The organism is Streptomyces sp. NPDC039424 (assembly GCF_055639495.1).
This window is the reverse complement of record NZ_JBVKAI010000010.1, coordinates 148086-170386: the sequence shown is the minus strand read 5'-3', so window position 1 is coordinate 170386 and position 22301 is coordinate 148086. Positions and strand designations below refer to the sequence as shown.

Here is a 22301-nt window from a genome sequence, read left to right as displayed (position 1 = left end):
GGAACCGGGCATTCCGGCTGGACGGTGTTCCTGGAGGGCGCCCTGTACGGCATAGTAGGAGGCGTCGCTCAACGACCTGACTGAATGTCTGGTTTAGTTAAGCTTGATCCCCCGTGGTGTAATTGGTAAGCACTGTGGCTTTTGGTGCCATCTGTCCGGGTTCGAGTCCTGGCGGGGGAGCACATACTCAGTTCGGGCCCTGACAGCACTGTCAGGGCCCACTCTCGTGTCCCCCAAGAAACGCCCCGGTATCCTGCGGATGTCACCCCACCCATCAGAGCCGAAGGGCAACTCCGTGAGCGCCATTCGCCCGGCAGCCGTCGTCGTTCTCGCAGCGGGTGAGGGCACCCGTATGAAGTCGGCCACTCCGAAGGTCCTGCACGACATCTGCGGCCGTTCCCTGGTCGGTCATGTGCTGGCCGCCGCACGCGAGTTGGACCCGCAGAACCTGGTCGTCGTCGTGGGCCACGCCCGGGAGCAGGTCACCGCGCACCTGGGCGAGATCGACCCGGACGTCCGCACCGCGGTGCAGGCGCAGCAGAAGGGCACCGGACACGCCGTACGGATGGGTCTGGAGGAGCTGGGCGGCGGGGGCGACGGGACCGTGGTCGTGGTGTGCGGGGACACTCCCCTGCTCACCGGGGCGACCCTGAAGCAGCTCGCCGGGACGCATCACGCCGACGGCAACGCGGTCACCGTGCTGACGGCCGAGGTCCCGGACGCGACCGGATACGGCCGCATCGTCCGCGACGAGGCCACCGGTGCCGTCACCGCGATCGTCGAGCACAAGGACGCGACCGAGGCCCAGCGGGGCATCCGTGAGATCAACTCGGGGGTGTTCGCGTTCGACGGGCAGCTCCTCGCGGACGCTCTGAAGAAGGTGCGGACGGACAACAGTCAGGGCGAGGAGTACCTGACCGATGTGCTCGGGATCCTCCGTGAGGCGGGGCACCGGGTCGGGGCCTCCGTCGCGGGTGATCACCGGGAGATCGCCGGGATCAACAACCGTGTGCAGCTCGCGGAGGCGCGTCGCATTCTCAACGACCGTCTGCTGGAGAGCGCGATGCTGGCCGGGGTGACGATCGTCGACCCGGCGAGCACCTGGGTCGACGTCACCGTCACCTTCGAGCAGGACGCGGTCGTGCATCCGGGTACGCAGCTCCACGGTTCCACCCACCTCGGTGAGGGCGCGGAGGTGGGTCCGAACAGCCGACTGAGGGACACGCAGGTGGGCGCGGGGGCCCGGGTGGACAACACGGTCTCGGACGGCGCCCGTATCGGGCCGCAGGCGAGTGTCGGCCCGTACGCCTACCTGCGCCCCGGCACCCGTCTCGGCGCGAAGGGCAAGATCGGCACCTACGTGGAGACGAAGAACGCGTCCATCGGGGAGGGGACCAAGGTCCCGCATCTCTCGTATGTCGGTGACGCGACGATCGGTGAGTTCACCAACATCGGTGCGGCGAGTGTGTTCGTGAACTACGACGGTCAGGAGAAGCACCACACGACCGTGGGCTCTCACTGCCGTACGGGTTCGGACAACATGTTTGTGGCTCCTGTCACGGTCGGGGACGGTGCGTACACCGCCGCGGGGTCCGTGATCACGAAGGATGTGCCGCCCGGTTCGCTGGCCGTGGCCCGTGGTCAGCAGCGGAATATCGAGGGTTGGGTGGCTCGTAAGCGTCCGGGGAGCGCGGCGGCGAAGGCGGCCGAGGCGGCTTCCGGCGGGGGCTCGGGCGAAGACTGACCGGAATCGAGTGCGTCAAACACGGCGTACCGTGATAAGTGCACACCCGCACGCCACCAGCTGAGACACCTCTGAGGAGACAGTGCTGTGACCGGGATCAAGACGACCGGCGAGAAGAAGTTGATGTTCTTCTCCGGCCGCGCCCACCCCGAGCTTGCCGAGGAGGTCGCCCAGCAGTTGGGTGTCGGGGTCGTCCCGACGAAGGCCTTCGACTTCGCGAACGGCGAGATCTATGTGCGTTATCAGGAGTCGGCGCGTGGTGCGGACTGTTTCCTGATCCAGAGCCACACGGCTCCGATCAACAAGTGGATCATGGAGCAGTTGATCATGATCGACGCGTTGAAGCGTGCGTCGGCTCGTTCGATCACCGTCATCGTGCCGTTCTACGGTTATGCGCGGCAGGACAAGAAGCACCGTGGGCGTGAGCCGATCTCGGCGCGTCTGATCGCGGACATGATGAAGACGGCGGGCGCGGACCGCATCCTGACGGTGGATCTGCACACGGATCAGATCCAGGGCTTCTTCGACGGGCCCGTCGATCATCTCTTCGCTCTTCCGCTGCTCGCGGACTACGTGGGTGCGAAGGTGGACCGGGACAAGCTGACGGTCGTCTCGCCGGACGCCGGGCGGGTGCGGGTGGCGGACCGCTGGTGCGACCGGCTGGGCGCGCCTCTTGCCATCGTGCACAAGCGGCGTGACAAGGACGTGGCGAACCAGGTGACCGTCCACGAGGTCGTGGGTGAGGTCAAGGGCCGGGTGTGTGTCCTGGTCGACGACATGATCGACACGGGTGGCACGATCTGCGCCGCTGCCGACGCGCTGTTCGCGCACGGTGCGGAGGATGTGATCGTGACGGCGACGCACGGTGTGCTGTCGGGTCCGGCGGCGGACCGGCTGAAGAACTCGCGGGTGAGTGAGTTCGTGTTCACGAACACGCTGCCGACTCCGGGTGAGCTGAACCGGGAGCTGGACAAGATCACGGTGCTGTCGATCGCGCCGACGATCGCGAGTGCGGTGCGCGAGGTGTTCGAGGACGGTTCGGTGACGAGCCTGTTCGACGAGCAGTGATCCCTGCTTGATGGCCCGCGCCCGTAGGGCGCTCAAGGTCAATTTTTCCGCGGCCTCCCTCGCCGAGTAGACTGCTGCAGTTGCTCGGCGAGGGAGGCCGTGTCCGTTTCGGCGGATGTGCGGCTGTCCGTTATCGACGCGCTCTTCGTAGCAGGCCGTTCGTGGCCGGGTGACCACGTCCGTTTCCTAGTTCTACGAGGAGTGAACATGTCCGAGGTGAAGATCACCGCCGAGACGCGCAGCGAGTTCGGCAAGGGTGCGGCCCGTCGTATCCGCCGTGACAACAAGGTTCCCGGTGTGCTGTACGGGCACGGTTCCGACCCGCTGCACCTGACCCTTCCGGGTCACGACCTGCTGCTGGCGCTGCGTACGCCGAACGTCCTGATCTCCCTGGACATCGACGGCAAGACCAACGAGCTGGCGATCCCGAAGTCCGTGCAGCGTGACCCGATCAAGGGCTTCCTGGAGCACGTGGACCTGCAGCTGGTCAAGCGTGGCGAGAAGGTCACGGTGGAGATCTACGTCCACACCGAGGGCGAGCTGGCCCCGGGTGGCAACCTGCTGGAGCACGTCCTGAACGCGCTGCCGGTCGAGGCCGAGGCCACGCACATCCCGGAGTCCGTCACGGTGTCCGTCGAGGGTCTGGCGGCCGGCGCCTCCATCCTGGCCAAGGACATTCCGCTCCCGTCCGGCACCAAGCTGGCCGTCGAGGAGGACACGGTCGTCCTGCAGGTGCTGGCCGCGCAGGCGGAGGAGACCACCGAGGGCGAGACCGAGGGCGAAGAGGTCGCCGAGGCCTGATCCTCGTTTCTCATCATCGTTTCGTCAGCCGCTGTTCCCGTGGGGGACAGCGGCTGGCGCGTATCAAGGAGAGATGGACGTGACCACTCCCGCAGGTGGCCCCTGGCTCGTGGTGGGGCTCGGCAATCCGGGGCCCGAGTACGCGATGAACCGGCACAACGTGGGCTTCATGGTGGCCGATCTGCTGGCCGGGCGGATCGGGGGGAGGTTCAAGCGGGCGGGCAAGGCGCAGGCGCAGGTCGTGGAGGGGCGGATCGGGCCGCCGGGGCCGGGGAACCGCCGGGTGATTCTGGCGAAGCCGATGTCGTACATGAATCTGTCGGGTGGTCCGGTGAACGCGTTGCGGGACTTCTACAAGGTGCCGCTCGCGAATGTCGTGGCGGTGCATGACGAGTTGGACATCGATTACGGGATGCTGCGGCTGAAGCTGGGGGGCGGGGACAACGGGCACAACGGTCTGAAGTCGATGACGAAGGCGATGGGGGCGGACTATCACCGGGTGCGGTTCGGGATCGGGCGGCCTCCGGGGCGGATGCAGGTGGCGGACTTCGTGTTGAAGGACTTCTCGTCGGCGGAGCGCAAGGAGCTGGACTACTTCGTGGACCGGGCGGCGGACGCGGTGGAGTGTCTGGTGATCGAGGGGCTGGAGCGGGCGCAAAGCACGTACAACTCCTGACTTGTCGCCCGCCGGAGCCCGCTGGAGTTGACCGGTCGTGGGGGTATGGCCAATGATCCCGGCCATGCCTGCCACAGCCGCCCGTTCCCGCCAGGCCTCGTATGCCGCCCTCCGGTTCGGGCGGGTCGCGGCGATGGGTACGGTCGCGGCGCTGATCCTGATCGCGGGGGTGTGGGCGTCCTGGGGTACGGCGCAGCACGTGATGCTGACGAAGGGCCGGGAGAGCGGCACGGTCCGGGTGACGGAGTGCGGTGACGACGGGTGTACGGGGTCGTACGCGCCGGTGTCGCAGGGGTCGAGGGCCCGGAACCGGGTGGTGATCGCCCAGTCGGTGGCGGTGCGCGAGGGCGGGACGTACTCGGTGGTGGTGAAGCCGGGTTCGGACGAGGTGGTGCGTTCGGGGCCGGCGGGGATCCTCTATGCGTGGGTGCCGCTCGCGGGTGCGTTGTTGCTGGCGTCTGTGGTGGTGGCGGGTGGTCTGCGGCTGACGCGGGTGGCGTGGGTGCTGGCGGGGTCGGGGGTGGCGCTGCTCACGGCGGCTTTCGTGACTGTCTGAGGTGGAGCATGGGAGTGCCCCCGGGTTCGTGTCGATCCCGGGGGCACTTTTCTGTGTGGGTCAGCCGGTGTTGCGCAGGCCCGCCGCCACGCCGTTGACGGTGAGCAGCAGGGCGCGGGAGAGCAGCGGGTCGGGCTGTTCGCCGGCGGCGGCGGCGTCGCGCTGGCGCTTGAGGAGGGTGACCTGGAGGTAGGAGATGGGGTCGAGGTAGGCGTCGCGGATGGCGAAGGTCTGCTTGAGGACCGGGGTGGCGTCGAGCAGTTCCTTCTCGCCGGTGATCTTCAGGACTTCGGCGACGGTCAGTTCGTGTTCGGCCTTGATGGTGTCGAAGACGTGCTTGAGCTCGTCGGGGACGAGGGTGTCCACGTAGTGCTGGGCGATGCGCAGGTCGGTCTTCGCGAGGGTCATCTCGACGTTGGAGATGAAGTTGCGGAAGAAGTGCCACTGTTCGCGCATTTCTTCGAGCACGGTGTCGAGGCCGGCTTCGCGCAGGGCCTTGAGGCCGGAGCCGACGCCGAACCAGCCGGGGACGATCTGCCGGGACTGGGTCCAGCCGAACACCCACGGGATGGCGCGCAGTCCGTCGAGCGAGACGCCGGAGCCGGGGCGACGGGAGGGCCGGGAGCCCAGGTGCAGGTCGGCGAGCTGGTCCACCGGCGTCGACGCGAGGAAGTACGTCGGCAGATCGGGGTCCTCGACCAGGGCACGGTAGGCCGCGTGGGCGGCGTCGCTGACCACGTCCATGGCGGCGTCCCAGCGGGCGAGGGCTTCGTCGGACTGGCGGGGGGCGGTGTGCAGGGCGGAGGCCTGGAGGGTGGCCGCGACCGTCAGTTCCAGGTTCTCCCTGGCCAGGGAGGGGATCAGGTACTTGTCGGAGATGACCTCGCCCTGTTCGGTGACCTTGATCTCGCCTTCCAGGGTGCCCCAGGGCTGGGCGAGGATGGCGTCGTGGGAGGGGCCGCCGCCGCGGCCGACGGTGCCGCCGCGGCCGTGGAAGAGGCGGAGCCGGACGCCGTAGCGGTGGGCGACGTCGCGCAGGCGGCGCTGGGCTCGGTGGATCTCCCACTGGCTGGTGGTGATGCCGCCGAACTTGGAGGAGTCGCTGTAGCCGAGCATGACCTCCTGGACGTCTCCGCGCAGGGCGACGAGGCGTCGGTAGGAGGGGTCGGAGAGCATGTCCTCGAGGATGGTGTCGGCGGCCTTGAGCTCGTCGGTGGTCTCCAGGAGGGGGACGATGCCGATCTTGGCCCAGCCCGCGTGGAGGTCGAGGAGGCCGGCCTCGCGGGCGAGGACGGCGGCGGCGAAGACGTCGTCGGCGCCCTGGCACATGGAGATGATGTAGGACTCGATGACCTCGGGGCCGAAGACTTCCAGGGCCTTCTTGATGGTCTGGAAGACGCCGAGGGTCTTCTGTCCGGCCGCGTCGACGGGTGCCGGGGTGGGGGCCAGGGGCCTTCTGGACCTGAGCTCCTTGGCGAGGAGCTTGGTGCGGTAGTCGCGGGGCATGTCGGCGTAGCGCCAGGATTCCTCGCCGAGGCGGTCGAAGAGCTGACCGAGGGCGTGGTGGTGGGCGTCGGCGTGTTCGCGTACGTCCATGGTGGCGAGCTGGAGGCCGAAGGCGGCGAGGGTGCGGATCGTGCGGGCGAGGCGGCCGTCGGCGAAGAGGCCGCCGCGGTGTGCGCGCAGTGAGGTCTGGATGATCCGCAGGTCGTGGAGGAGCTCGGCGGTGCCGAGGTAGTCGCGGCCGGGCTGGTGGGGGGTGCCCTTGGCGAGGCGCTGCTTGGTGTTGGCGAGCTTCTGCCGGATGCAGGTGGCCTTGAGCCGGTAGGGCTCCTCGGCGTTGAGGCGCTTGTAGCGCGGGCTGATCTCGGGCAGGAGTTCGAGGTCGGTCTGGAGGGATTCCAGGAGGTCCTCGGTGGCGCCGGTGTAGCGGATGGAGTTGGAGAGCAGGCCGCGGAGTTCGTCGACGGTCTCCAGGGCGTCGTTGATGCCGTGTTCGTGCTGGAGGATGAGGACGTCCCAGGTCACCTGCGGGGTGACGTTGGGGTTGCCGTCGCGGTCGCCGCCGATCCAGGTGCCGAAGGTGAGGGGCCGGGTGTCGTCGGGGAGCTTGACTCCGACCCGTTCCAGTTCGGCGGTGAGGTCTTCCAGGACGTCGCCGACGGCGCCGGCGTGGAGTTCGTCGAGGTAGTAGATGGCGTTGCGGGCCTCGTCGGCCGGTTCGGGGCGTACGACGCGCAGTTCGTCGGTCTGCCAGACGAGGTCGATGTTCTCGGCCAGCCGGGTGTCGTGGCGGCGTCGGTCGGACTCGATGACAGGGGTTTCCAGGAGCGCGGCGACGCGCCGGAGCTTGTTGAGGACCGACCGGCGTGCGGCCTCGGTGGGGTGTGCGGTGAACACCGGGCGAACGTTCAGGTGGGCGACCGACTCCCGCACGTGTTCGGGGTCGGCGTCCTTGAGGCGGTCGGCGGTGCGGGCGAGGAGGCCGCCCTCGGCGGCGCGCCGGGCGCGCAGCTCGCGGCCGCGGTGCACCTGTTCGGTGACGTTGGCGAGGTGGAAGTAGGTGGAGAAGGCGCGGACCAGCTTGGCCGCGGTCTGAAGTTCGGTGCCGCGCAGCAGCTCGGCGGCGGCTTCGCCGTCCTCGCGGGTCAGGTGGCGGACCCTCTCGACGAGCTCGAGCAGCTCGGGGCCCTCTTGGCGGACAAGGGTCTCGCCGAGTAGGTCACCCAGTCGCCGGATGTCGGCGCGCAGCTCGCTGCTGGTCGTGGTGGTCTGGTCGTCGGCACTGCTCACAGGTGCGGCTCCTTGCAGTGTTGAAGCTCGTCTGGGAGGGGACCCGTCGTCTGGGCCGTCTGCCGCGCGGCGGGCGCCGCATACGGGCCGGACATCCGGGAAGAAAACAGAGCGGACCGCGCTGTCCGACCGACATCAAGGATAGGTGTCCACACGGACGCGCAGGCCGTCGGGCTCTTGCCGCCGGACTGCACGCTGACATACTTACGACGCCGTAGGTTACGGGACCGTAGGAAAGTGCCGCTCGGTCTCACTCGGTTCCTCCCCCCGGCAGCTGTCTCGACCCTCGACCCCACAGGGGACGCGCATGACCTCAACTTCCGATGTGATGGAAGACGCCTCGCAGTCGACCGACCCCCCGATCCCCTCCGCCACGCTGGGCGGCGAGCAGAAGCGTTCGATCGAGCAGATCACGCTGCTCCTCTTCATCACCGTGCCGTTCCTGGCCCTGCTCGCGGCGGTGCCGCTGGCGTGGGGCTGGGGTGTGAGCTGGCTGGACCTCGGTCTGCTGGTGTTCTTCTACTTCCTGGGCTGCCACGGCATCACGATCGGTTTCCACCGGTACTTCACGCATGGTTCGTTCAAGGCCAGGCGGCCCTTGCGGATCGCCTTGGCGATCATGGGTTCGCTGGCGGTCGAGGGGCCCCTGGTGCGCTGGGTGGCCGATCACCGCAAGCACCACAAGTTCTCCGACGCCGAGGGGGACCCGCACTCTCCGTGGCGGTTCGGGGAGACGCTTCCGGCGCTGATGAAGGGCCTGTGGTGGGCGCACATCGGCTGGATGTTCGACGAGGAGCAGACGCCGCAGGACAAGTACGCGCCGGATCTGATCAAGGATCCGGCGATCCGGGCGATCTCGCGGCAGTTCGTGCTGTGGACGATGTTGTCGCTGGCCCTGCCGGCGGTGATCGGCGGGCTGGTCACGATGTCCTGGTGGGGCGCGTTCACCGGGTTCTTCTGGGGCTCACTCGTACGGGTGGCTCTGCTGCACCATGTGACGTGGTCGATCAACTCGATCTGTCACGCGGTCGGCAAGCGCCCGTTCAAGTCCCGCGACCGCTCGGGGAACGTGTGGTGGCTGGCGGTGCTGTCCTGCGGCGAGTCCTGGCACAACCTGCACCACGCCGACCCGACCTCGGCGCGGCACGGTGTGATGCGCGGCCAGGTGGACTCCTCGGCGCGTTTCATCCGCTGGTTCGAGCTGCTCGGGTGGGCGTACGACGTGCGCTGGCCGTCACGCTCGCGTATCGATTCGCGCCGTAACACCGGGGAAGACGGCTCTCGGCGCCGGAAGGAGACGCCCGAGGCGGCATGATTGACGCCGTGGCGACCGACTCCAGCAGCACCCCGAGCAATGACAAGCCGCGGCGTGCGCGTCGCACCCGGATGACCGGTGCCGAGCGCCGCCAGCAGCTGCTGGAGATCGGTCGCACGCTCTTCGCGGCGAAAGGTTTCGAGGGCACGTCGGTGGAGGAGATCGCGGCGAAGGCCGGGGTCTCCAAGCCGGTGGTGTACGAGCACTTCGGCGGCAAGGAGGGGCTGTACGCGGTGGTGGTGGACCGCGAGATGCGGCGCCTGCTGGACATGGTGACCAGCTCCCTCACCGCGGGGCACCCGCGTGAGCTGTGCGAACAGGCCGCCTTCGCGCTCCTCGACTACATCGAGGAGTACACGGACGGCTTCCGCATCCTGGTCCGCGACTCCCCCATCCCCCAGTCCACGGGCTCCTTCGCCTCCCTGATCTCCGACATCGCCACCCAGGTGGAGGACATCCTGGGCCGCGAGTTCAAGTCCCGCGGCTTCGACCCCAAGCTCGCCCCGCTGTACGCGCAGGCCCTGGTCGGCATGGTCGCCCTGACCGGCCAGTGGTGGCTGGACGTACGCCGCCCGAAGAAGGCCGAGGTCGCCGCGCATCTGGTGAATCTGGCCTGGCACGGCCTGGACGGGCTGGAGCCGAAGCCGCGGTTGATCGGGCACCGCAAGAGCTGACCCTCACGAAGAGGCCTAGCGCTCTAGCGCCCCTTCCGGGCCACCGTGAACAGACGGCGGAAGGGCAGGACGGTGCCGTACTCGGCGCTCGGGTAGGCCTGCCGGAGGAGGTCGCGGTACTCGGCCACGAAGGCGTCGCTGGCCTCGGGGTCGTCGGCCAGGGCGGTGAGGGCGGGGCGCAGGCCGGTGCCCTTGACCCAGTCGAGGACGGGATCCTCGCCGGTGAGGACGTGGTGGTACGTCGTCTCCCACACGTCGGTCGCGCAGCCGAGCCGGGCCAGCCGGTCGAGGTAGACGCCGGGGGCGTGCACGGAGTCCTCGTGGCGCAGGACGTCGGCGAGGCGGGACTTCCAGCGCGGGGTGGCGGCGAGTTCGCGCATCAGGGCGTGCAGGGGCGCGTCGATGTTGTTCGGGATCTGGAAGGCGAAGGTGCCGCCGGGGGCGAGGCCGTCGAGCCAGGCCGCCAGGGCGTCCAGATGGCCCGGGACCCACTGCAGGGCGGCGTTGGAGACGATCAGGTCGTACGTCCGGGTGGGCGCCCAGGTGCGCAGGTCGGCGTAGGTGAAGTCGAGGCTGCCGCCGCCCGGGGTGGGGCCGCCGTGCTCGACGTCGGCCTTGTCGAGCATGGCGCGCGAGTTGTCGTACCCGGTGATGTGCGCGGTGGGCCAGCGGTCGGCGATCACCGCGGTGACGTTGCCGGGGCCGCAGCCGAGGTCGGCGATGCGGGGCGGGTCGCCGGGGAGGTCGAGGACCCGGGCGAGGAGGTCGGTGAAGGGGCGGGCGCGGTGGCCGGCGTGCCGGAGGTACTGGTCGGGGTCCCAGGCAGGAGTGGTCATGTACCCATACCTTTCCTGCGATATATCTTGATGTCAAGAGGCTTCATGTCAAGAGACTTCATGTCGACACAACCACTACACTGATCGTCATGGAGGACGAGGTCGATCGGCTGGTCGCTGCGTGGCGCCGGGAGCGCCCGGACCTCGACGTGGAACCGCTCGAGGTGCTCAGCCGGGTGAGCAGACTGGCCCGGCACCTGGACCGGGCGCGCCGGCTGGCCTTCGCCGAGCACCAGCTGGAGCCCTGGGAGTTCGACGTGCTGACCGCGCTCCGGCGCGCGGGAACGCCGTACCAGCTCTCGCCGGGACAGTTGCTGACCCAGACCCTGGTCACCTCGGGCACCATGACCAACCGCATCGACCGGCTGGCGAAAAAGGGCCTGGTGGAGCGGCTGCCCGACCCCAGCGACCGGCGGGGCGTACTGGTCCGGCTGACGGACGAGGGCCAGGACCGCGCCGACCAGGCCCTGGCGGGCCTGCTGGACCAGGAACGGGCGATCCTCGCCGAGCTCTCCCGAGCCCAGCGCAGCGAACTGGCGGCCCTGCTACGCCAGCTGACCGCCCCGTTCGACAACATCCCCGGCTAGATCCACCGGCCCCACCCCGGCCCGTCGCGCGAGGGCGACGGCGGCGAGGGTGGAGTGGACGCCCAGTTTGCCGAGGACGTTCTGCATGTGGGTGCGGACGGTGTGCGGGGAGAGGAACAGGCGTTCGGCGACCGCCTTGCGGCCGAGGCCGGCGACCATGCAGCGCAGTACCTCCCGCTCGCGCGGGGTGAGGGACTCCACCAGCCGCTCGCTCTCGGTGCGGTGCTTGCGCGCGGCGGTCAGCTCCCGCAGTACCCCGGTGAGCAGGGCGGGCGGCAGATGGGTCTCGTCGCGCAGGACACCCCGGATCACGTTCAGCAGCCGGGACAGCGAGCACTCCTTGGCGACCCACCCCGAGGCGCCGGCCTGCAGCGCGAGCGCGGCCCGGCGCGGGTCGTCCTTCTCGGCGAGGACCACGGTCCGTACCCCCGGCTGTGCCGTCCGCACGCCCGCGACCAGCGAGAGCCCGTCGACCAGCCCGTCCTCGCCGACCTCCGGCACCGGCACGGCCGGGCGCCCGCCGGGCAGCCGGCCGCCCAGGTCGGCGTCGACGAGCAGCACGTCGTACCGGCGGCCCTCGCCGGCCGCCCGCTCCAGGCAGCGCAGCGCGGCCGGGCCGCTGCCGGCCGCGGAGACGTCCACGTCGGGCTCGGCGGCCAGTGCGGCGGCGAGCGACTCGGCGAAGATGCGGTGGTCGTCGACGACCAGGACTCGGATGCGAACCACTGAAACCCCCACTGGTCCGGAGAACGACGACCTTGCGGGTACGACCCCACGGCTGACGGAACACGAACCGCACGGCCGCCGCCGTGCGGACACTGCTACCCCCACCGCGGGTGTCGTACCCGCGTGTCTCGCCCCCTGATCAGCACCGGCCCCCACCGGCGCTGCACATCAGGGTACGGACCGGGGCGGGCAGCGGAAGGCTATTTGCAGAACTGGCCGTCCGGCGCGTTTATGGTGTGGCGCATGTTTCGTATTGAGGCGGAAGTCGACAAGGCCCGACGTGATCTGCTCCGCTCCCGTCTGCGGGACAGCGACACGGCCGCGTCACCCGTCCTCGCCGCGCTGCGCGGCACGCCCGGCGAACACCAGCGTCCGCTGCACGTCTGGGCCTCGGGCGGGACGGGGGATCTCGCGGGCGGACTGGTCGGGCACACCTGGGCGACCTGGCTGCACGTGTCCCACCTGTGGGTCGACGCCCGCCACCGCGGCTCGGGGCTGGGCTCCCGCCTCCTCGCCGAGGCCGAGCGCATCGCCCGCACCGACCGCGCCTGCCGCAGCGCCCGCCTGGAGACCTGGGACTTCCAGGCGCCGGAGTTCTACCGGAAGCAGGGCTACGAGGTGGTGGGCGTGATCCCCGGCTACCCGCCGGGGATCACGGAGTACACACTGACGAAGACGCTTCGCTGAGCCGGCTCAGCCGACCCGCCGCGCCCCCGCCGCCGGCACCGCCTCGAACACCCGGGGAGCCGTGAAGCCCGCCACGGCGAAGGCCTCCTCGACGGCCTTGCCGATCGTGTCGACGTCGGCGGCCTGGGCCAGCACGATCGCCGAACCGCCGAAGCCGCCGCCGGTCATCCGGGCGCCCAGCGCGCCGGACGCCAGCGCGGTGTCGACCACCAGGTCCAGCTCGGAACAGGAGATCCGGAAGTCGTCCCGCAGGGAGGCGTGCCCCTCCGTCAGCACCGGGCCGATCGCCCGCGTCTCGCCCGCCCGGAGCAGGGCCACCACCCGCTCGACGCGCTGGTCCTCGGTGACGACGTGGCGCACCAGACGGCGCACCTCCTCCTCGTCGCCCAGCCGATCGAGGGCCTGGTCCAGCTCGTCGTAGGGGATGTCCCGCAGCGCGTCCACGCCCAGCAGCGCCGCGCCCTTCTCGCAGCCGGCCCGCCGCTTGCCGTACTCGCCGCCGCTGTGGGCGTGCTTGACCTGGGTGTCGACGACCAGCAGGCGCATGCCCTCCGCGGCCAGGTCGAAGGGGATCTGGTGCTGGGAGAGGTCGCGGGTGTCGAGGAAGAGGGCGTGGCCCTCCTCGCAGCACGCGGACGCCGTCTGGTCCATGATGCCGGTGGGCGCGCCGACGTAGACGTTCTCCGCGCGCTGGCACAGGCGGGCCAGCTGCCAGCGCTGCAGCCCGAGCTCGTACAGGTCGTTCAGGGCGAGGGCGACCACGACCTCCAGGGCCGCCGAGGAGGACAGGCCCGCGCCGGTCGGGACGGTGGAGGCGAGGTGGACGTCGGCGCCGGTGACCGGGTGCCCGGCCTCGCGCAGCGCCCAGACCACGCCCGCCGGGTACGCCGTCCACTCGCGGTCGCTCTGCGGCGCCAGCGCGTCCAGGGAGAGTTCCACGACCCCGCCCTCGATGTCCGCCGAGTGCAGGCGCAGCACGCCGTCCGTACGGCGCGAGACCGCCGCCGTCGCCACGTGGGGCAGCGCGAACGGCATGACGAAACCGTCGTTGTAGTCGGTGTGCTCGCCGATCAGGTTGACCCGGCCCGGCGCCGACCAGACGCCCTCCGGCTCGGCCCCGTACAGCTCGACGAAGTCCTGGCGGACCTGCTGTGCCCCCACTACTGCTCCCTTGCGATGTGCTGGGCGAACTCCCACGCGTCCGCGACGATACCGGCGAGGTCCGCGCGGGACGGCTGCCAGCCGAGGCGTTCGCGGGCGGTCTCGGCGGAGGCGACCAGGACGGCCGGGTCGCCGCCCCGGCGGGGCGCCACGACCTCGGGGATCGGGTGGCCGGTGACCTTGCGGACGGTCTCGATGACCTCGCGGACGGAGAAGCCCTCGCCGTTGCCGAGGTTGCAGATCAGGTGCTCGCCGGGGATCGCGGCCCCGAGTGCGAGCAGGTGGGCGTCGGCGAGGTCGGCGACGTGGATGTAGTCGCGGACGCAGGTGCCGTCCGGCGTCGGGTAGTCGTCGCCGAAGACCGAGATGGCCTCCCGGCGGCCCTGTGCGACCTGGAGGATCAGCGGGATCAGGTGCGACTCGGGGTCGTGGCGCTCGCCGTGGGCGCCGTAGGCGCCCGCCACGTTGAAGTACCGCAGCGACACGGCACCGAGGCCGTGGGCCGCCGCCTCGCCGGTGATCATGTGGTCGACGGCGAGCTTGGAGGCGCCGTAGGGGTTGGTGGGCTTCGTCGGCGCGGTCTCGACGATCGGGATCTGCTCCGGCTCGCCGTACGTGGCGGCCGTGGAGGAGAAGACCAGCTTGCGCACGCCGGCCTCGCGCATCGCGCCGAGCAGGGCCATGGTGCCGCCGACGTTGTTGTCCCAGTACTTCTCGGGCTTCACGACCGACTCGCCGACCTGGGAGAACGCGGCGAAGTGCAGGACGCCGTCGTAGGAGGGGTCGAGCCACTTGCCCGCGTCGCGGATGTCGCCCTCGACGAACGCGGCGCCGGAGGGCACGCCCTCGCGGAAACCGGTGGAGAGGTTGTCGAGGACGGTGACCTCGTGGCCGGCCTCCAGCAGATGCCGGGCGACCACGCTGCCGACGTAGCCCGCGCCGCCGGTCACCAGATACTTGCCGCTCATGAACTCGCTACCTCTCGCAGTCGCTCGGCCGCGCGCTCCGGCGGCACGTCGTTGATGAACACGTTCATGCCGGACTCGGAACCCGCGAGAAACTTCAGCTTGCCGGAGGTGCGGCGGATGGTGAAAAGCTCGAGGTGGAGCGCGAAGTCGTCCCGCGTCACGCCTTCGAAGTCCTCCAGCTGGCCGAACGGCGCCTGGTGCCAGGCGGCGATGTACGGCGTCGGAGGCTCACCCTCACCGAAGATCCGGTCGAAGCGCCTCAAGAGTTCCAGATAAACCTGGGGAAACTCTGAGCGCGCCGCCTCGTCCAGGGCGAGCAGATCGGGGACGCGGCGCTTGGGATACAGGTGGACCTCGTAGGGCCAGTGCGCGGAGTACGGCACGAAGGCCACCCAGTGTTCACCCTCAAGGACGACACGCTCATCGGCGGTTTCGCGCTCCAGGACGGCGTCGAACAGGTTCTCCCCGCCGGTGGCGTCCTTGTGGGCCGCCAGCGAACGCAGCATCAGCGCGGTGCGCGGTGTGGTGAACGGGTACGCGTAGATCTGCCCGTGCGGATGCTGGAGCGTCACCCCGATCTCGGCCCCCCGGTTCTCGAAGCAGAACACCTGCTCGACGGCGGGGAGATGCGACAGCTCCGAGGTCCGGTCGGTCCACGCTTCCAGGACCAGCCGGACCTGCTCCTCGGTCAGCCCGGCGAAGGAGGCGTTGTGGTCGGACGTGAAGCACACGACCTCGCAGCGGCCCGAGTCGCCGGCCAGCGAGGGGAAACGGTTCTCGAAGACGACGACGTCGTACGACGAGTCCGGGATCTCGCTCAGACGGTCTCCCTGCGAGGGGCACAGGGGGCATTCGTCGGCGGGCGGGTGGTAGGTGCGGCCCTGCCGGTGCGAGGCGATGGCCACCGCATCGCCGAGCAGCGGGTCGTGTCGTACCTCCGAAGTGGTGACCGTGCGCTCCAGCGGGCGCCGGTCCACCGCGTCGCGCACCGCGTCGTCCTTCAGGTCGTAGTAGATGAGCTCACGACCGTCGGCCAACCGGGTCGAGGTCTTCTTCACCGCGACTCTCCATCCGTCCACCCAGCAAGGCACCAAACAGAACCGCACACATCAAAGCACAAACCCCCACGACAGTCACCATCACAATCAAACAAAGAACACCAAGCAAGGTGAACGCCGCATGCGAACCCCCACATACCTGGCCGCCGAGCTCCGGCTCCCCACCAACTGGCTCGACTACACGATCCTCGCGATCTATTTCGTCGTGGTCCTGGGTATCGGCTTCGCCGCCCGCCGGTCGGTGAAGACGAGCCTCGACTTCTTCCTCTCCGGGCGCTCCCTGCCCGCCTGGATCACGGGCCTCGCCTTCATCTCGGCCAACCTCGCCGCCACCGAGATCCTGGGTATGGCGGCCAACAGCGCCCAGTACGGCGCCTACACCGTCCACTGGTACTGGATCGGCGCCATCCCGGCCATGGTCTTCCTCGGCCTGGTGATGATGCCCTTCTACTACGGCAGCAAGGTCCGCTCGGTCCCCGAGTTCCTGCTGCTCCGCTTCGACAAATGGGCTCACCTGCTCAGCTCGGCCCTGTTCGCGTTCGCCGCCATCCTGATCTCCGGCGTCAACCTCTACGCCCTCGCGATCGTCGTCGAGGCGCTGCTGGGCTGGCCGCAGTGGGTGGCCATCGTGGTCGCCGGCTTCTTCGTCCTCGCCTACATCACCCTCGGCGGCCTGTCCTCGGCGATCTACAACGAGGTACTCCAGTTCTTCGTGATCCTGGCGGCCCTCATCCCGCTCTCCGTCCTCGGGCTGAAGAGGGTCGGCGGCTGGGGCGGCCTGACCGACAAGCTCACCGCGCTGCACGGCCCCGACTTCACCACCGCGTGGGGCGGCACCGGCATCGGCCACGCCAACCCGCTCGGCGCCAACTGGCTGACCATCGTCCTCGGCCTCGGCTTCGTCCTGTCCTTCGGCTACTGGACGACGAACTTCGCCGAGGTGCAGCGCGCCCTGTCCGCCAAGAACCTCTCCGCCTCGCAGCGCACCCCGCTGATCGCCGCGTACCCGAAGGTCTTCATCGTCTTCCTGGTGATGATCCCCGGACTGGTGGCCGCCGCGCTCGTGCCGAACATCGGCACCTCCGGCTCCGACCTCCAGTACAACGACGCGATCCCGTACCTCATGCAGGAGCTGTTGCCCAACGGCGTGCTCGGCATCGCGGTGACCGGTCTGCTCGCCGCCTTCATGGCGGGCATGGCGGCCAACATCTCGTCCTTCAACACGGTGTTCACCAACGACATCTGGGGGAGGTACGTGGTCCGGCACCGCCCGGACGCGTACTACGTGGGCTTCGGGCGGCTGATCACGGCGATCGGTGTCGTCGCCTCCATCGGCACGGCGTTCCTGGCGTCCTCGTTCTCCAACATCATGGCCTACCTCCAGACGCTGTTCTCCTTCTTCAACGTGCCGATGTTCGTCGTCTTCATCGTCGGCATGTTCTGGAAGCGGGCGTCGGTGAAGTCCGGCTTCTGGGGGCTGCTCGCCGGGACGGTGACCGCGATGGTCAACTACTTCGTGCTGTACAAGAAGGACATCATCGGCATCCCCACCGACCAGGGAGCCAACTTCGTCTCCGCCATCGCCGGATTCGTCGCCGGCGCGGTCGTCATGGTCGCCGTGTCGCTGTTCACCGCGCCCAAGCCGGAGCACGAACTCCAGGGCCTGGTCTACGGCACCCGCTCCCCCGGTATGGCCGAGCCGGCCGCGCCCGGGGACGAGGCCTGGTACCGCAGGCCCGCGCTGCTGGGCTGGGGCGCGGTCATCCTGGCCGCCGCCTGCTACATCCCGTTCTCGTTCTGACCGCGGGAGGATGGAGGAACCATGTCCGAGTACCACGGGTATTCCGAGGAAGACGTCCAGCGGGAAGTCACCGAGCTGGAGCACAAGTCCGCGACCGCCGCGCGGATCTTCGACCTGCGGCGGATCATCGGCGGCCTGTTCGTCGTGTACGGGATCATCATCACGATCGCCGGGATCACCGACTCCGACGCCGAGATCGCCAAGGCGCAGGGCATCAACATCAACCTGTGGACCGGCATCGGGATGCTGCTGCTGGGGATCTTCTTCCTGGCCTGGCTGAAGCTGCGGCCCACACCGCCGCCGGTGCCGCCGCTGCCGGAGGAAAAGGAGTCACCGGCGCCGTGAGGCCGTGGGGCCCGGGCCTCACTCCGGCCCCGTCGCCGCCCGGTCCAGCAACCCGGTCCGTGCCGCCAGCGCCGCCGCCTCCAGACGGGAGCCCACCCCCAGCTTCATCAGGACGCGCTGGACGTGGGTCCGGGCCGTCGAGGGGGCGATGCCCATGCCTGCCGCGATCAGCCGGGTGTCCTCGCCGTCGGCGACGCGGACCAGGACCTCGACCTCGCGCGGGGTGAGCATCTGCAGCAGGCGCTGGCCCTCGTCGTCGGGCTGGGCGGCGGGGTTCAGCAGCTCACCGAAGGCCCCCTGCAACAGCTGCGGGGCCACCGCCGCCTCCCCGGCCCTGGCCTTCATGATCGCCCGCTCGACGCCCTCGATGCGCTCGTCGTGCCGGACGTAGCCGGAGGCGCCCGCGGCGAAGGCCGCCGCTATCCCGCGCGGCGACGGCACCGGCCCGAGGACCAGCACCGCCACCTGCGGGCGCTCCCGCTTGATCTTCACCACCGGGTCGAAGATCCCCGGCTCGGCCGGCGCCGCCGTGCCCAGCAGGCACACCTCCGGCGCCCGGCTGATCACCAGGTCCGCCGCGCCCGCGGCCGGCGCCGCCGCCGCGAGCACCCGGTGCCCCCGCAGCTTGAGCGCCGAGGCCAGCGCCTCCGCGAGCAATCGGTGGTCGTCGACCACGATGAGCCGCACTCCCATAGAGCAACCCCCCAGTCCCCCCCATGGATGCCCCACTATGGATGCCCACGGTCCACATGGACAGAGGGCCCCCCGGCACCCCGCCCTTCATGCCCCCGGAAGCTACACGCTTGTTCGACGTCGCGCTGCCCCTACCGGTGAGAAGCGCCCGGATCGGTGATCAGCCGCCCGCGCCGAACGCGACCACCAGGTACTCCTTGCCGTAGGAGGAGTCGGACTTGTGTGCGTAGATCGCCGACATGTACAGGTGGCCCTGCGCGTACCGGATCTCCGCGTAATCCGGCAGCATGCTGGTCTCCGCGTCGTGCACCGCGTCGGTGGCCGGGTTCTCCAGCAGCTTGGTCTGCTTGAAGGAGCCGCCGGCGATGCTGACGATCTGGCCGCCCTTGTCGTACGGCGGGTGCTTGTACGCGATCAGGTTGCCGCCGTCCATGCGCAACGGGAAGATCGTGTAGCCGTCGCCGGCGACGGCGCGCTGGCCGGTCTGCTTGCCGGTGCCGAGGTCGAACGCGACGACCTCGTTGGTCTTGCTGTAGTCGCCGGTGCCGTCGTGCTCCTCGGTCGGCAGGTACAGCCTGTCGTTGCCGACGACGATCTCCTTGCAGTACTCGATGCGGGTGATGCCGTCGCAGCGGCCGGCGTAGGAGTCGCCCGGTGCGGAGATCCGGGTGCGCAGCTTGCCGGTCTTGTTGTCGATGGAGAAGTAGTCGGAGATACCGCTGCCGTCGCCCGCGCTGTCGCCGACGTCGGCGGCGACCACCAGCGGGTCGGTGGAGACGACGCTGGCGTAGTCGATGCCCTCGGCCATCTTGTACTCGGAGATCACCTTCCCGGACTTCGGGTCGATGGTCTGGATGTGCAGCTGCCGGTTGTCGTAGTCGCCGCACTTGCGCACCGCGACCAGCTTCTCGCCGCCGCCGTACCCGGCGTCGTAGCAGGTGTCGGCCGCCTTGGGCTGCCACAGCACCTTGCCGGAGGTGATGTCGAAGGCGGCGCCGCCGCTGGTGCTGCCGACCGCGACGGTGTTCTGCGCGACCGTCACATTCTCGAAGCTGATCGGGTAGTCACCGGAGTCGACCGACTTCGTCCACAGCTTCTTGCCCGCGTCGAGGTCGATCGCGGCGACCTGGCTGCATCCCTCGGAGGAGTTCTTCTTGGGCATCCTCGGCTGGAAGGTGACCGCCGTCTTCCCGTCGGAGGTGACGTGTTCGGTGGCGGCGCAGACCGGGCCGGGCAGCTTGATCGTCCAGACCTTGCCGCCGTCGTCGGGGTCGTAGCCGGTGATCTGCGCGATGCCGCTCTTGGCGTACACCTTGTCGGTGAGCCAGGAGCCCGCGGTGACGACCGTGTCGTCGGCCTTGGGCAGCGGGACGTCGAAGAGGAGCTCGGAGGCGGTGTCGGCGGGCACCTTCTCCTCGCCGCCGGAGGACGTGCCGCCGGTGCCGCCCTTGTCCTCGCTACCGCCGGTGCCGCCGCTGCTGCTCGCGGTGTCCTTCTTCTTGTCGTCGCCGGAGGAGGACTTGGAGTACCAGACGCCGCCGCCGATGATCAGGGCGACCGCGACCAGCGCCGAGACGATGATGACGAGCGAGCTGTTCGGCTTGCGCCCGCCGCCACCCGGCTGCCCGGGCTGCGGCTGCATCGGCATGGTCGGCTGGCCGGGGTAGCCGTAGCCGGGCTGGCCGTACGCGGTGGGCGGCTGGCCGTACGGGGCCTGCGGCTGGGCGTACGGGTTCGGCTGCTGGCCGGGGTAGCCGTAGCCCTGCGGCGGCTGTGGAGGCTGGGGCGCCTGGGGCGCCTGGGGGTAGCCGTAACCGGGCTGCGGCTGCTGGGCCGGGGGCTGCGGGGGTGCCTGCGGGGGCGGCGGGGTCTGCGGCGGCTGCGGCGGCTGCGGCGGACCGAAGCCGCCCTGCTGCGGGGGCTGGTGGGGCGGCGGAGGCGGCGGCTGGGTCATGGCTGGTGTACCTCGGCAGAAGGCTCGGGAAGACGGAGGGGCGGGGAGGCGGGACGAAGGCGACGAGAGGGAACCGGTCTCACTCGCCGAAGGCGAGCATCAGCTTCTCCTTCGCGTCGTCGTTCCCGGTCAGCCGGGTGGAGGAGATGTAGAACCGCCCGTCGACCCAGTCGACGGCGCCGTCGTAGAAGCCGTCCTCGATCTCCGCGGTGCCGCTGGGGTGCTGCAGCAGCTTGGTGGCCTTGTGGCTCGAACCGCCGGTCGGGACGGACACGACCTGGCCGCCCGTGTCGTACGACGGGTGCACATAGGCGACGAGCTTGCCGCCCTCGACCTTGACCGGAGTCATCGACTCGTCCGTCGGGGACTTCACCCGCCACTTGGCCTTGCCGGTGGCGAGGCTGATCGCGACGATCTCGTTGGCGCCGCTGCTGGTGTCGGTGGGCAGGTAGAGGGTGTCCGCGTCGGCCGCCACGCCCTGGCAGCCCTGGAGGTCGCGTTCGAGGATGGTCCAGCCGCACTGCGGGGCGAACTTCTCGTCGACCTTGACCTCGGAGCGGAAGCTGCCGGAGGCGGTGAAGGTGGAGATGTTCCAGACCTTCTTGTCCTCGTTGGTCAGGTAGACCACCAGCGGGTCGACGGAGTAGGTCCGCGCGACCGTCCAGCCCTTCTTGACCTTCTGGGTCCACTTGACCTTGCCGGTGGCCGGGTCGAGCGACTGGATCTCGTCGTGCTCGTTGCTGCCGGTGGCGTCGCAGGAGGCGACGGAGATCAGCCGGCCGGTGCCGCCCGCGAACGCGGTCGGGAAGCAGTCGGTGCCGTACTTCTTCTTGTCGTACAGCTTCTTGCCGCTGCCGAGGTCGTACGCCGTGCCGGACTGCGAGCGGCCCACCATCAGCGTCTTGCCGCTGATGGTCAGTTCGACGTTGAGCGCGCTGTCGAACAGCCCGCCGTCGGCGACCGTGCCGCTCCAGCCCTTGTCGCCCGTGTTCAGGTCGATCTGCTGGAGCTGGTTGCACTTGGCGCGGTCGCTGGTGCCGCTCATGTACGCGACGACGATCTTGTCGTCGGCCGACTTGCGCGGGGTGGCCGCGCAGATCTTCTGCGGGAAGGTGATGGGGGCCCAGGCGGGCTTTCCGTCACCCACCCCGTAGCCGAACACCTGCTTGTACGCCGCCTTCACCGCCGTCTTGCCGGTGATCCACATACCGGGTGCGTCCGCGCCGGAACCGGGCGCGTCCGGCGCCGTCTTGTACCAGAGCACCTTGGCCTCCCCGGGCGCGCGGCCCGCGTTGAGGTCCTCCTGGTCCGAGTCGCCGTCACCGCTGCCGTCACCGGGGTTGACGGGGGCGTCGGTGGTGGAGGACCCCGAGGGCTTGGCGTCGTCGCTCTGGTGGGCGACCGGCTTCTTGCCGTCGTCGCCGCCGCTGGTGACCGCGTACACGGTGCCGCCGATGACCAGCAGCGCCGCCACCGCGGCCCCGATGACCAGCGCGGGCTTCCCCTTGAAGGGGCCGCGCGGACCGCCGGGCGGCGGGGTACCGGGCGCGCCGGGGTACTGCGGCTGCTGCGGGTAGCCGTACCCGGGCTGCTGCCCGTACGGCCCCGGCTGCTGCGGCTGCCCGTACGGGCCGGGGGTGCCCGGCGCCGCGTACGGGCCGGGCTGGGCGTAGGGTCCGCTCTGCTGCGGGTAGCCGTATCCCGGCTGGGGCTGGGGCTGCGGTGGGCCGAAGCCCCCTTGCTGCGGCGGCTGGTCGGGCGGCTGGGTCATCAGCGCGTCTCCCCCTCGTTCACTGATTTTTAGCCACGCCCCGAGGTTCCTTCACGGATCCAAAGGTCGTACTCAGACTGTTCTCGG

The 22301-nt window shown here is 69.7% G+C and carries 20 protein-coding genes and 1 tRNA gene; 12 read left to right on the top strand and 9 right to left on the bottom strand.

All coding sequences use genetic code 11. The annotated features are described in order from the left end of the window. The first annotated feature begins 107 nt into the window (after positions 1–107). From ACZ7L0_RS24970 to ACZ7L0_RS24945, 6 genes are all read left to right on the top strand, one after another. Positions 108–180 (top strand) — tRNA-Gln (locus ACZ7L0_RS24970). 115 nt (positions 181–295) lie between these two features. Further along, positions 296–1744 carry a bifunctional UDP-N-acetylglucosamine diphosphorylase/glucosamine-1-phosphate N-acetyltransferase GlmU gene (gene glmU, locus ACZ7L0_RS24965; RefSeq protein ID WP_471244754.1) on the top strand — a complete coding sequence of 483 codons (1449 nt, stop codon included), beginning with the start codon at positions 296–298 and terminating at the stop codon, positions 1742–1744. Positions 1745–1831: 87 nt separating this feature from the next. After that, positions 1832–2812: a ribose-phosphate diphosphokinase gene (locus ACZ7L0_RS24960; RefSeq protein WP_471244753.1), complete on the top strand. Its 981-nt coding sequence runs from the start codon at positions 1832–1834 to the stop codon at positions 2810–2812. Positions 2813–3019: 207 nt separating this feature from the next. Further along, positions 3020–3613, top strand: coding sequence for a 50S ribosomal protein L25/general stress protein Ctc (locus tag ACZ7L0_RS24955; RefSeq protein ID WP_471244752.1), 594 nt, complete (start codon positions 3020–3022; stop codon positions 3611–3613). A gap of 73 nt (positions 3614–3686) precedes the next feature. After that, the gene (gene pth, locus ACZ7L0_RS24950) at positions 3687–4289 is read left to right on the top strand and encodes an aminoacyl-tRNA hydrolase (RefSeq protein WP_471244751.1); all 603 of its coding nucleotides are present in this window, start codon (positions 3687–3689) and stop codon (positions 4287–4289) included. Positions 4290–4341: 52 nt separating this feature from the next. Beyond that, a complete protein-coding gene (locus ACZ7L0_RS24945) occupies positions 4342–4845 on the top strand; it encodes a hypothetical protein (RefSeq protein WP_471244860.1) in 504 nt (167 codons plus the stop codon). 60 nt (positions 4846–4905) lie between these two features. Here ACZ7L0_RS24945 and ppc read toward each other — a convergent pair whose 3' ends face one another. Then, positions 4906–7638, bottom strand: a complete 2733-nt coding sequence (ppc, locus tag ACZ7L0_RS24940; protein WP_471244750.1) for a phosphoenolpyruvate carboxylase — start codon at positions 7636–7638, stop codon at positions 4906–4908. Between the two features lie 307 nt (positions 7639–7945). On the opposite strand from ppc, the gene ACZ7L0_RS24935 reads away from it, so the two are divergent. Together ACZ7L0_RS24935 and ACZ7L0_RS24930 are read left to right on the top strand one after the other, a co-directional pair. Next, complete coding sequence (locus tag ACZ7L0_RS24935) at positions 7946–8953, top strand: acyl-CoA desaturase (RefSeq protein WP_471244749.1); 1008 nt, start codon at positions 7946–7948, stop codon at positions 8951–8953. Next, entirely contained in the window at positions 8950–9627 is a 678-nt protein-coding gene (locus tag ACZ7L0_RS24930) for a TetR/AcrR family transcriptional regulator (protein ID WP_351066525.1), read from the top strand. Before ACZ7L0_RS24935 ends, ACZ7L0_RS24930 begins: the two co-directional genes overlap by 4 nt. Before the next feature lie 23 nt (positions 9628–9650). Here the strand turns inward: ACZ7L0_RS24930 and ACZ7L0_RS24925 are convergent, their stop codons facing one another. Beyond that, positions 9651–10463: a trans-aconitate 2-methyltransferase gene (locus tag ACZ7L0_RS24925; protein WP_471244748.1), complete on the bottom strand. Its 813-nt coding sequence runs from the start codon at positions 10461–10463 to the stop codon at positions 9651–9653. A gap of 89 nt (positions 10464–10552) precedes the next feature. On the opposite strand from ACZ7L0_RS24925, the gene tamR reads away from it, so the two are divergent. Continuing rightward, a complete protein-coding gene (gene tamR, locus ACZ7L0_RS24920) occupies positions 10553–11050 on the top strand; it encodes a MarR family transcriptional regulator TamR (RefSeq protein ID WP_471244747.1) in 498 nt (165 codons plus the stop codon). On the opposite strand, the gene ACZ7L0_RS24915 is transcribed toward tamR, so the two are convergent. After that, complete coding sequence (locus tag ACZ7L0_RS24915) at positions 11009–11776, bottom strand: LuxR C-terminal-related transcriptional regulator (protein ID WP_471244746.1); 768 nt, start codon at positions 11774–11776, stop codon at positions 11009–11011. The two genes, tamR and ACZ7L0_RS24915, sit on opposite strands and share 42 nt — an antisense overlap. A gap of 231 nt (positions 11777–12007) precedes the next feature. Here ACZ7L0_RS24915 and ACZ7L0_RS24910 point away from each other — a divergent pair, with 231 nt between their 5' ends. Beyond that, positions 12008–12463 (top strand): GNAT family N-acetyltransferase, encoded by a 456-nt coding sequence (locus ACZ7L0_RS24910; RefSeq protein WP_471244859.1) that lies wholly within the window; start codon positions 12008–12010, stop codon positions 12461–12463. Between the two features lie 6 nt (positions 12464–12469). Here ACZ7L0_RS24910 and galK read toward each other — a convergent pair whose 3' ends face one another. Genes galK through galT form a run of 3 tightly spaced genes read right to left on the bottom strand, consistent with a single transcriptional unit; the run spans position 12470 to position 15650 of the window. Beyond that, on the bottom strand, positions 12470–13624 hold the full coding sequence (gene galK / locus ACZ7L0_RS24905; protein ID WP_471244745.1) for a galactokinase: 1155 nt from the start codon (positions 13622–13624) through the stop codon (positions 12470–12472). Further along, entirely contained in the window at positions 13624–14592 is a 969-nt protein-coding gene (galE, locus tag ACZ7L0_RS24900) for a UDP-glucose 4-epimerase GalE (RefSeq protein WP_471244744.1), read from the bottom strand. The genes galK and galE overlap by 1 nt, the downstream gene beginning before the upstream one ends. After that, positions 14589–15650 (bottom strand): galactose-1-phosphate uridylyltransferase, encoded by a 1062-nt coding sequence (gene galT, locus ACZ7L0_RS24895; protein ID WP_471244743.1) that lies wholly within the window; start codon positions 15648–15650, stop codon positions 14589–14591. Before galT ends, galE begins: the two co-directional genes overlap by 4 nt. Positions 15651–15771: 121 nt before the next feature. Between galT and ACZ7L0_RS24890 the strand changes: the two genes are divergently transcribed. Continuing rightward, positions 15772–17451, top strand: a complete 1680-nt coding sequence (locus tag ACZ7L0_RS24890) for a sodium:solute symporter family protein (RefSeq protein ID WP_471244742.1) — start codon at positions 15772–15774, stop codon at positions 17449–17451. Between the two features lie 21 nt (positions 17452–17472). Then, a complete protein-coding gene (locus tag ACZ7L0_RS24885; RefSeq protein ID WP_471244741.1) occupies positions 17473–17796 on the top strand; it encodes a hypothetical protein in 324 nt (107 codons plus the stop codon). A gap of 18 nt (positions 17797–17814) precedes the next feature. Here the strand turns inward: ACZ7L0_RS24885 and ACZ7L0_RS24880 are convergent, their stop codons facing one another. From ACZ7L0_RS24880 to ACZ7L0_RS24870, 3 genes are all read right to left on the bottom strand, one after another. After that, positions 17815–18489, bottom strand: coding sequence for a helix-turn-helix transcriptional regulator (locus ACZ7L0_RS24880; RefSeq protein WP_471244740.1), 675 nt, complete (start codon positions 18487–18489; stop codon positions 17815–17817). A gap of 160 nt (positions 18490–18649) precedes the next feature. Next, the gene (locus ACZ7L0_RS24875; protein ID WP_471244739.1) at positions 18650–20443 is read right to left on the bottom strand and encodes an outer membrane protein assembly factor BamB family protein; all 1794 of its coding nucleotides are present in this window, start codon (positions 20441–20443) and stop codon (positions 18650–18652) included. Between the two features lie 79 nt (positions 20444–20522). Continuing rightward, the gene (locus tag ACZ7L0_RS24870; RefSeq protein WP_471244738.1) at positions 20523–22214 is read right to left on the bottom strand and encodes an outer membrane protein assembly factor BamB family protein; all 1692 of its coding nucleotides are present in this window, start codon (positions 22212–22214) and stop codon (positions 20523–20525) included. Positions 22215–22301: the final 87 nt, after the last annotated feature.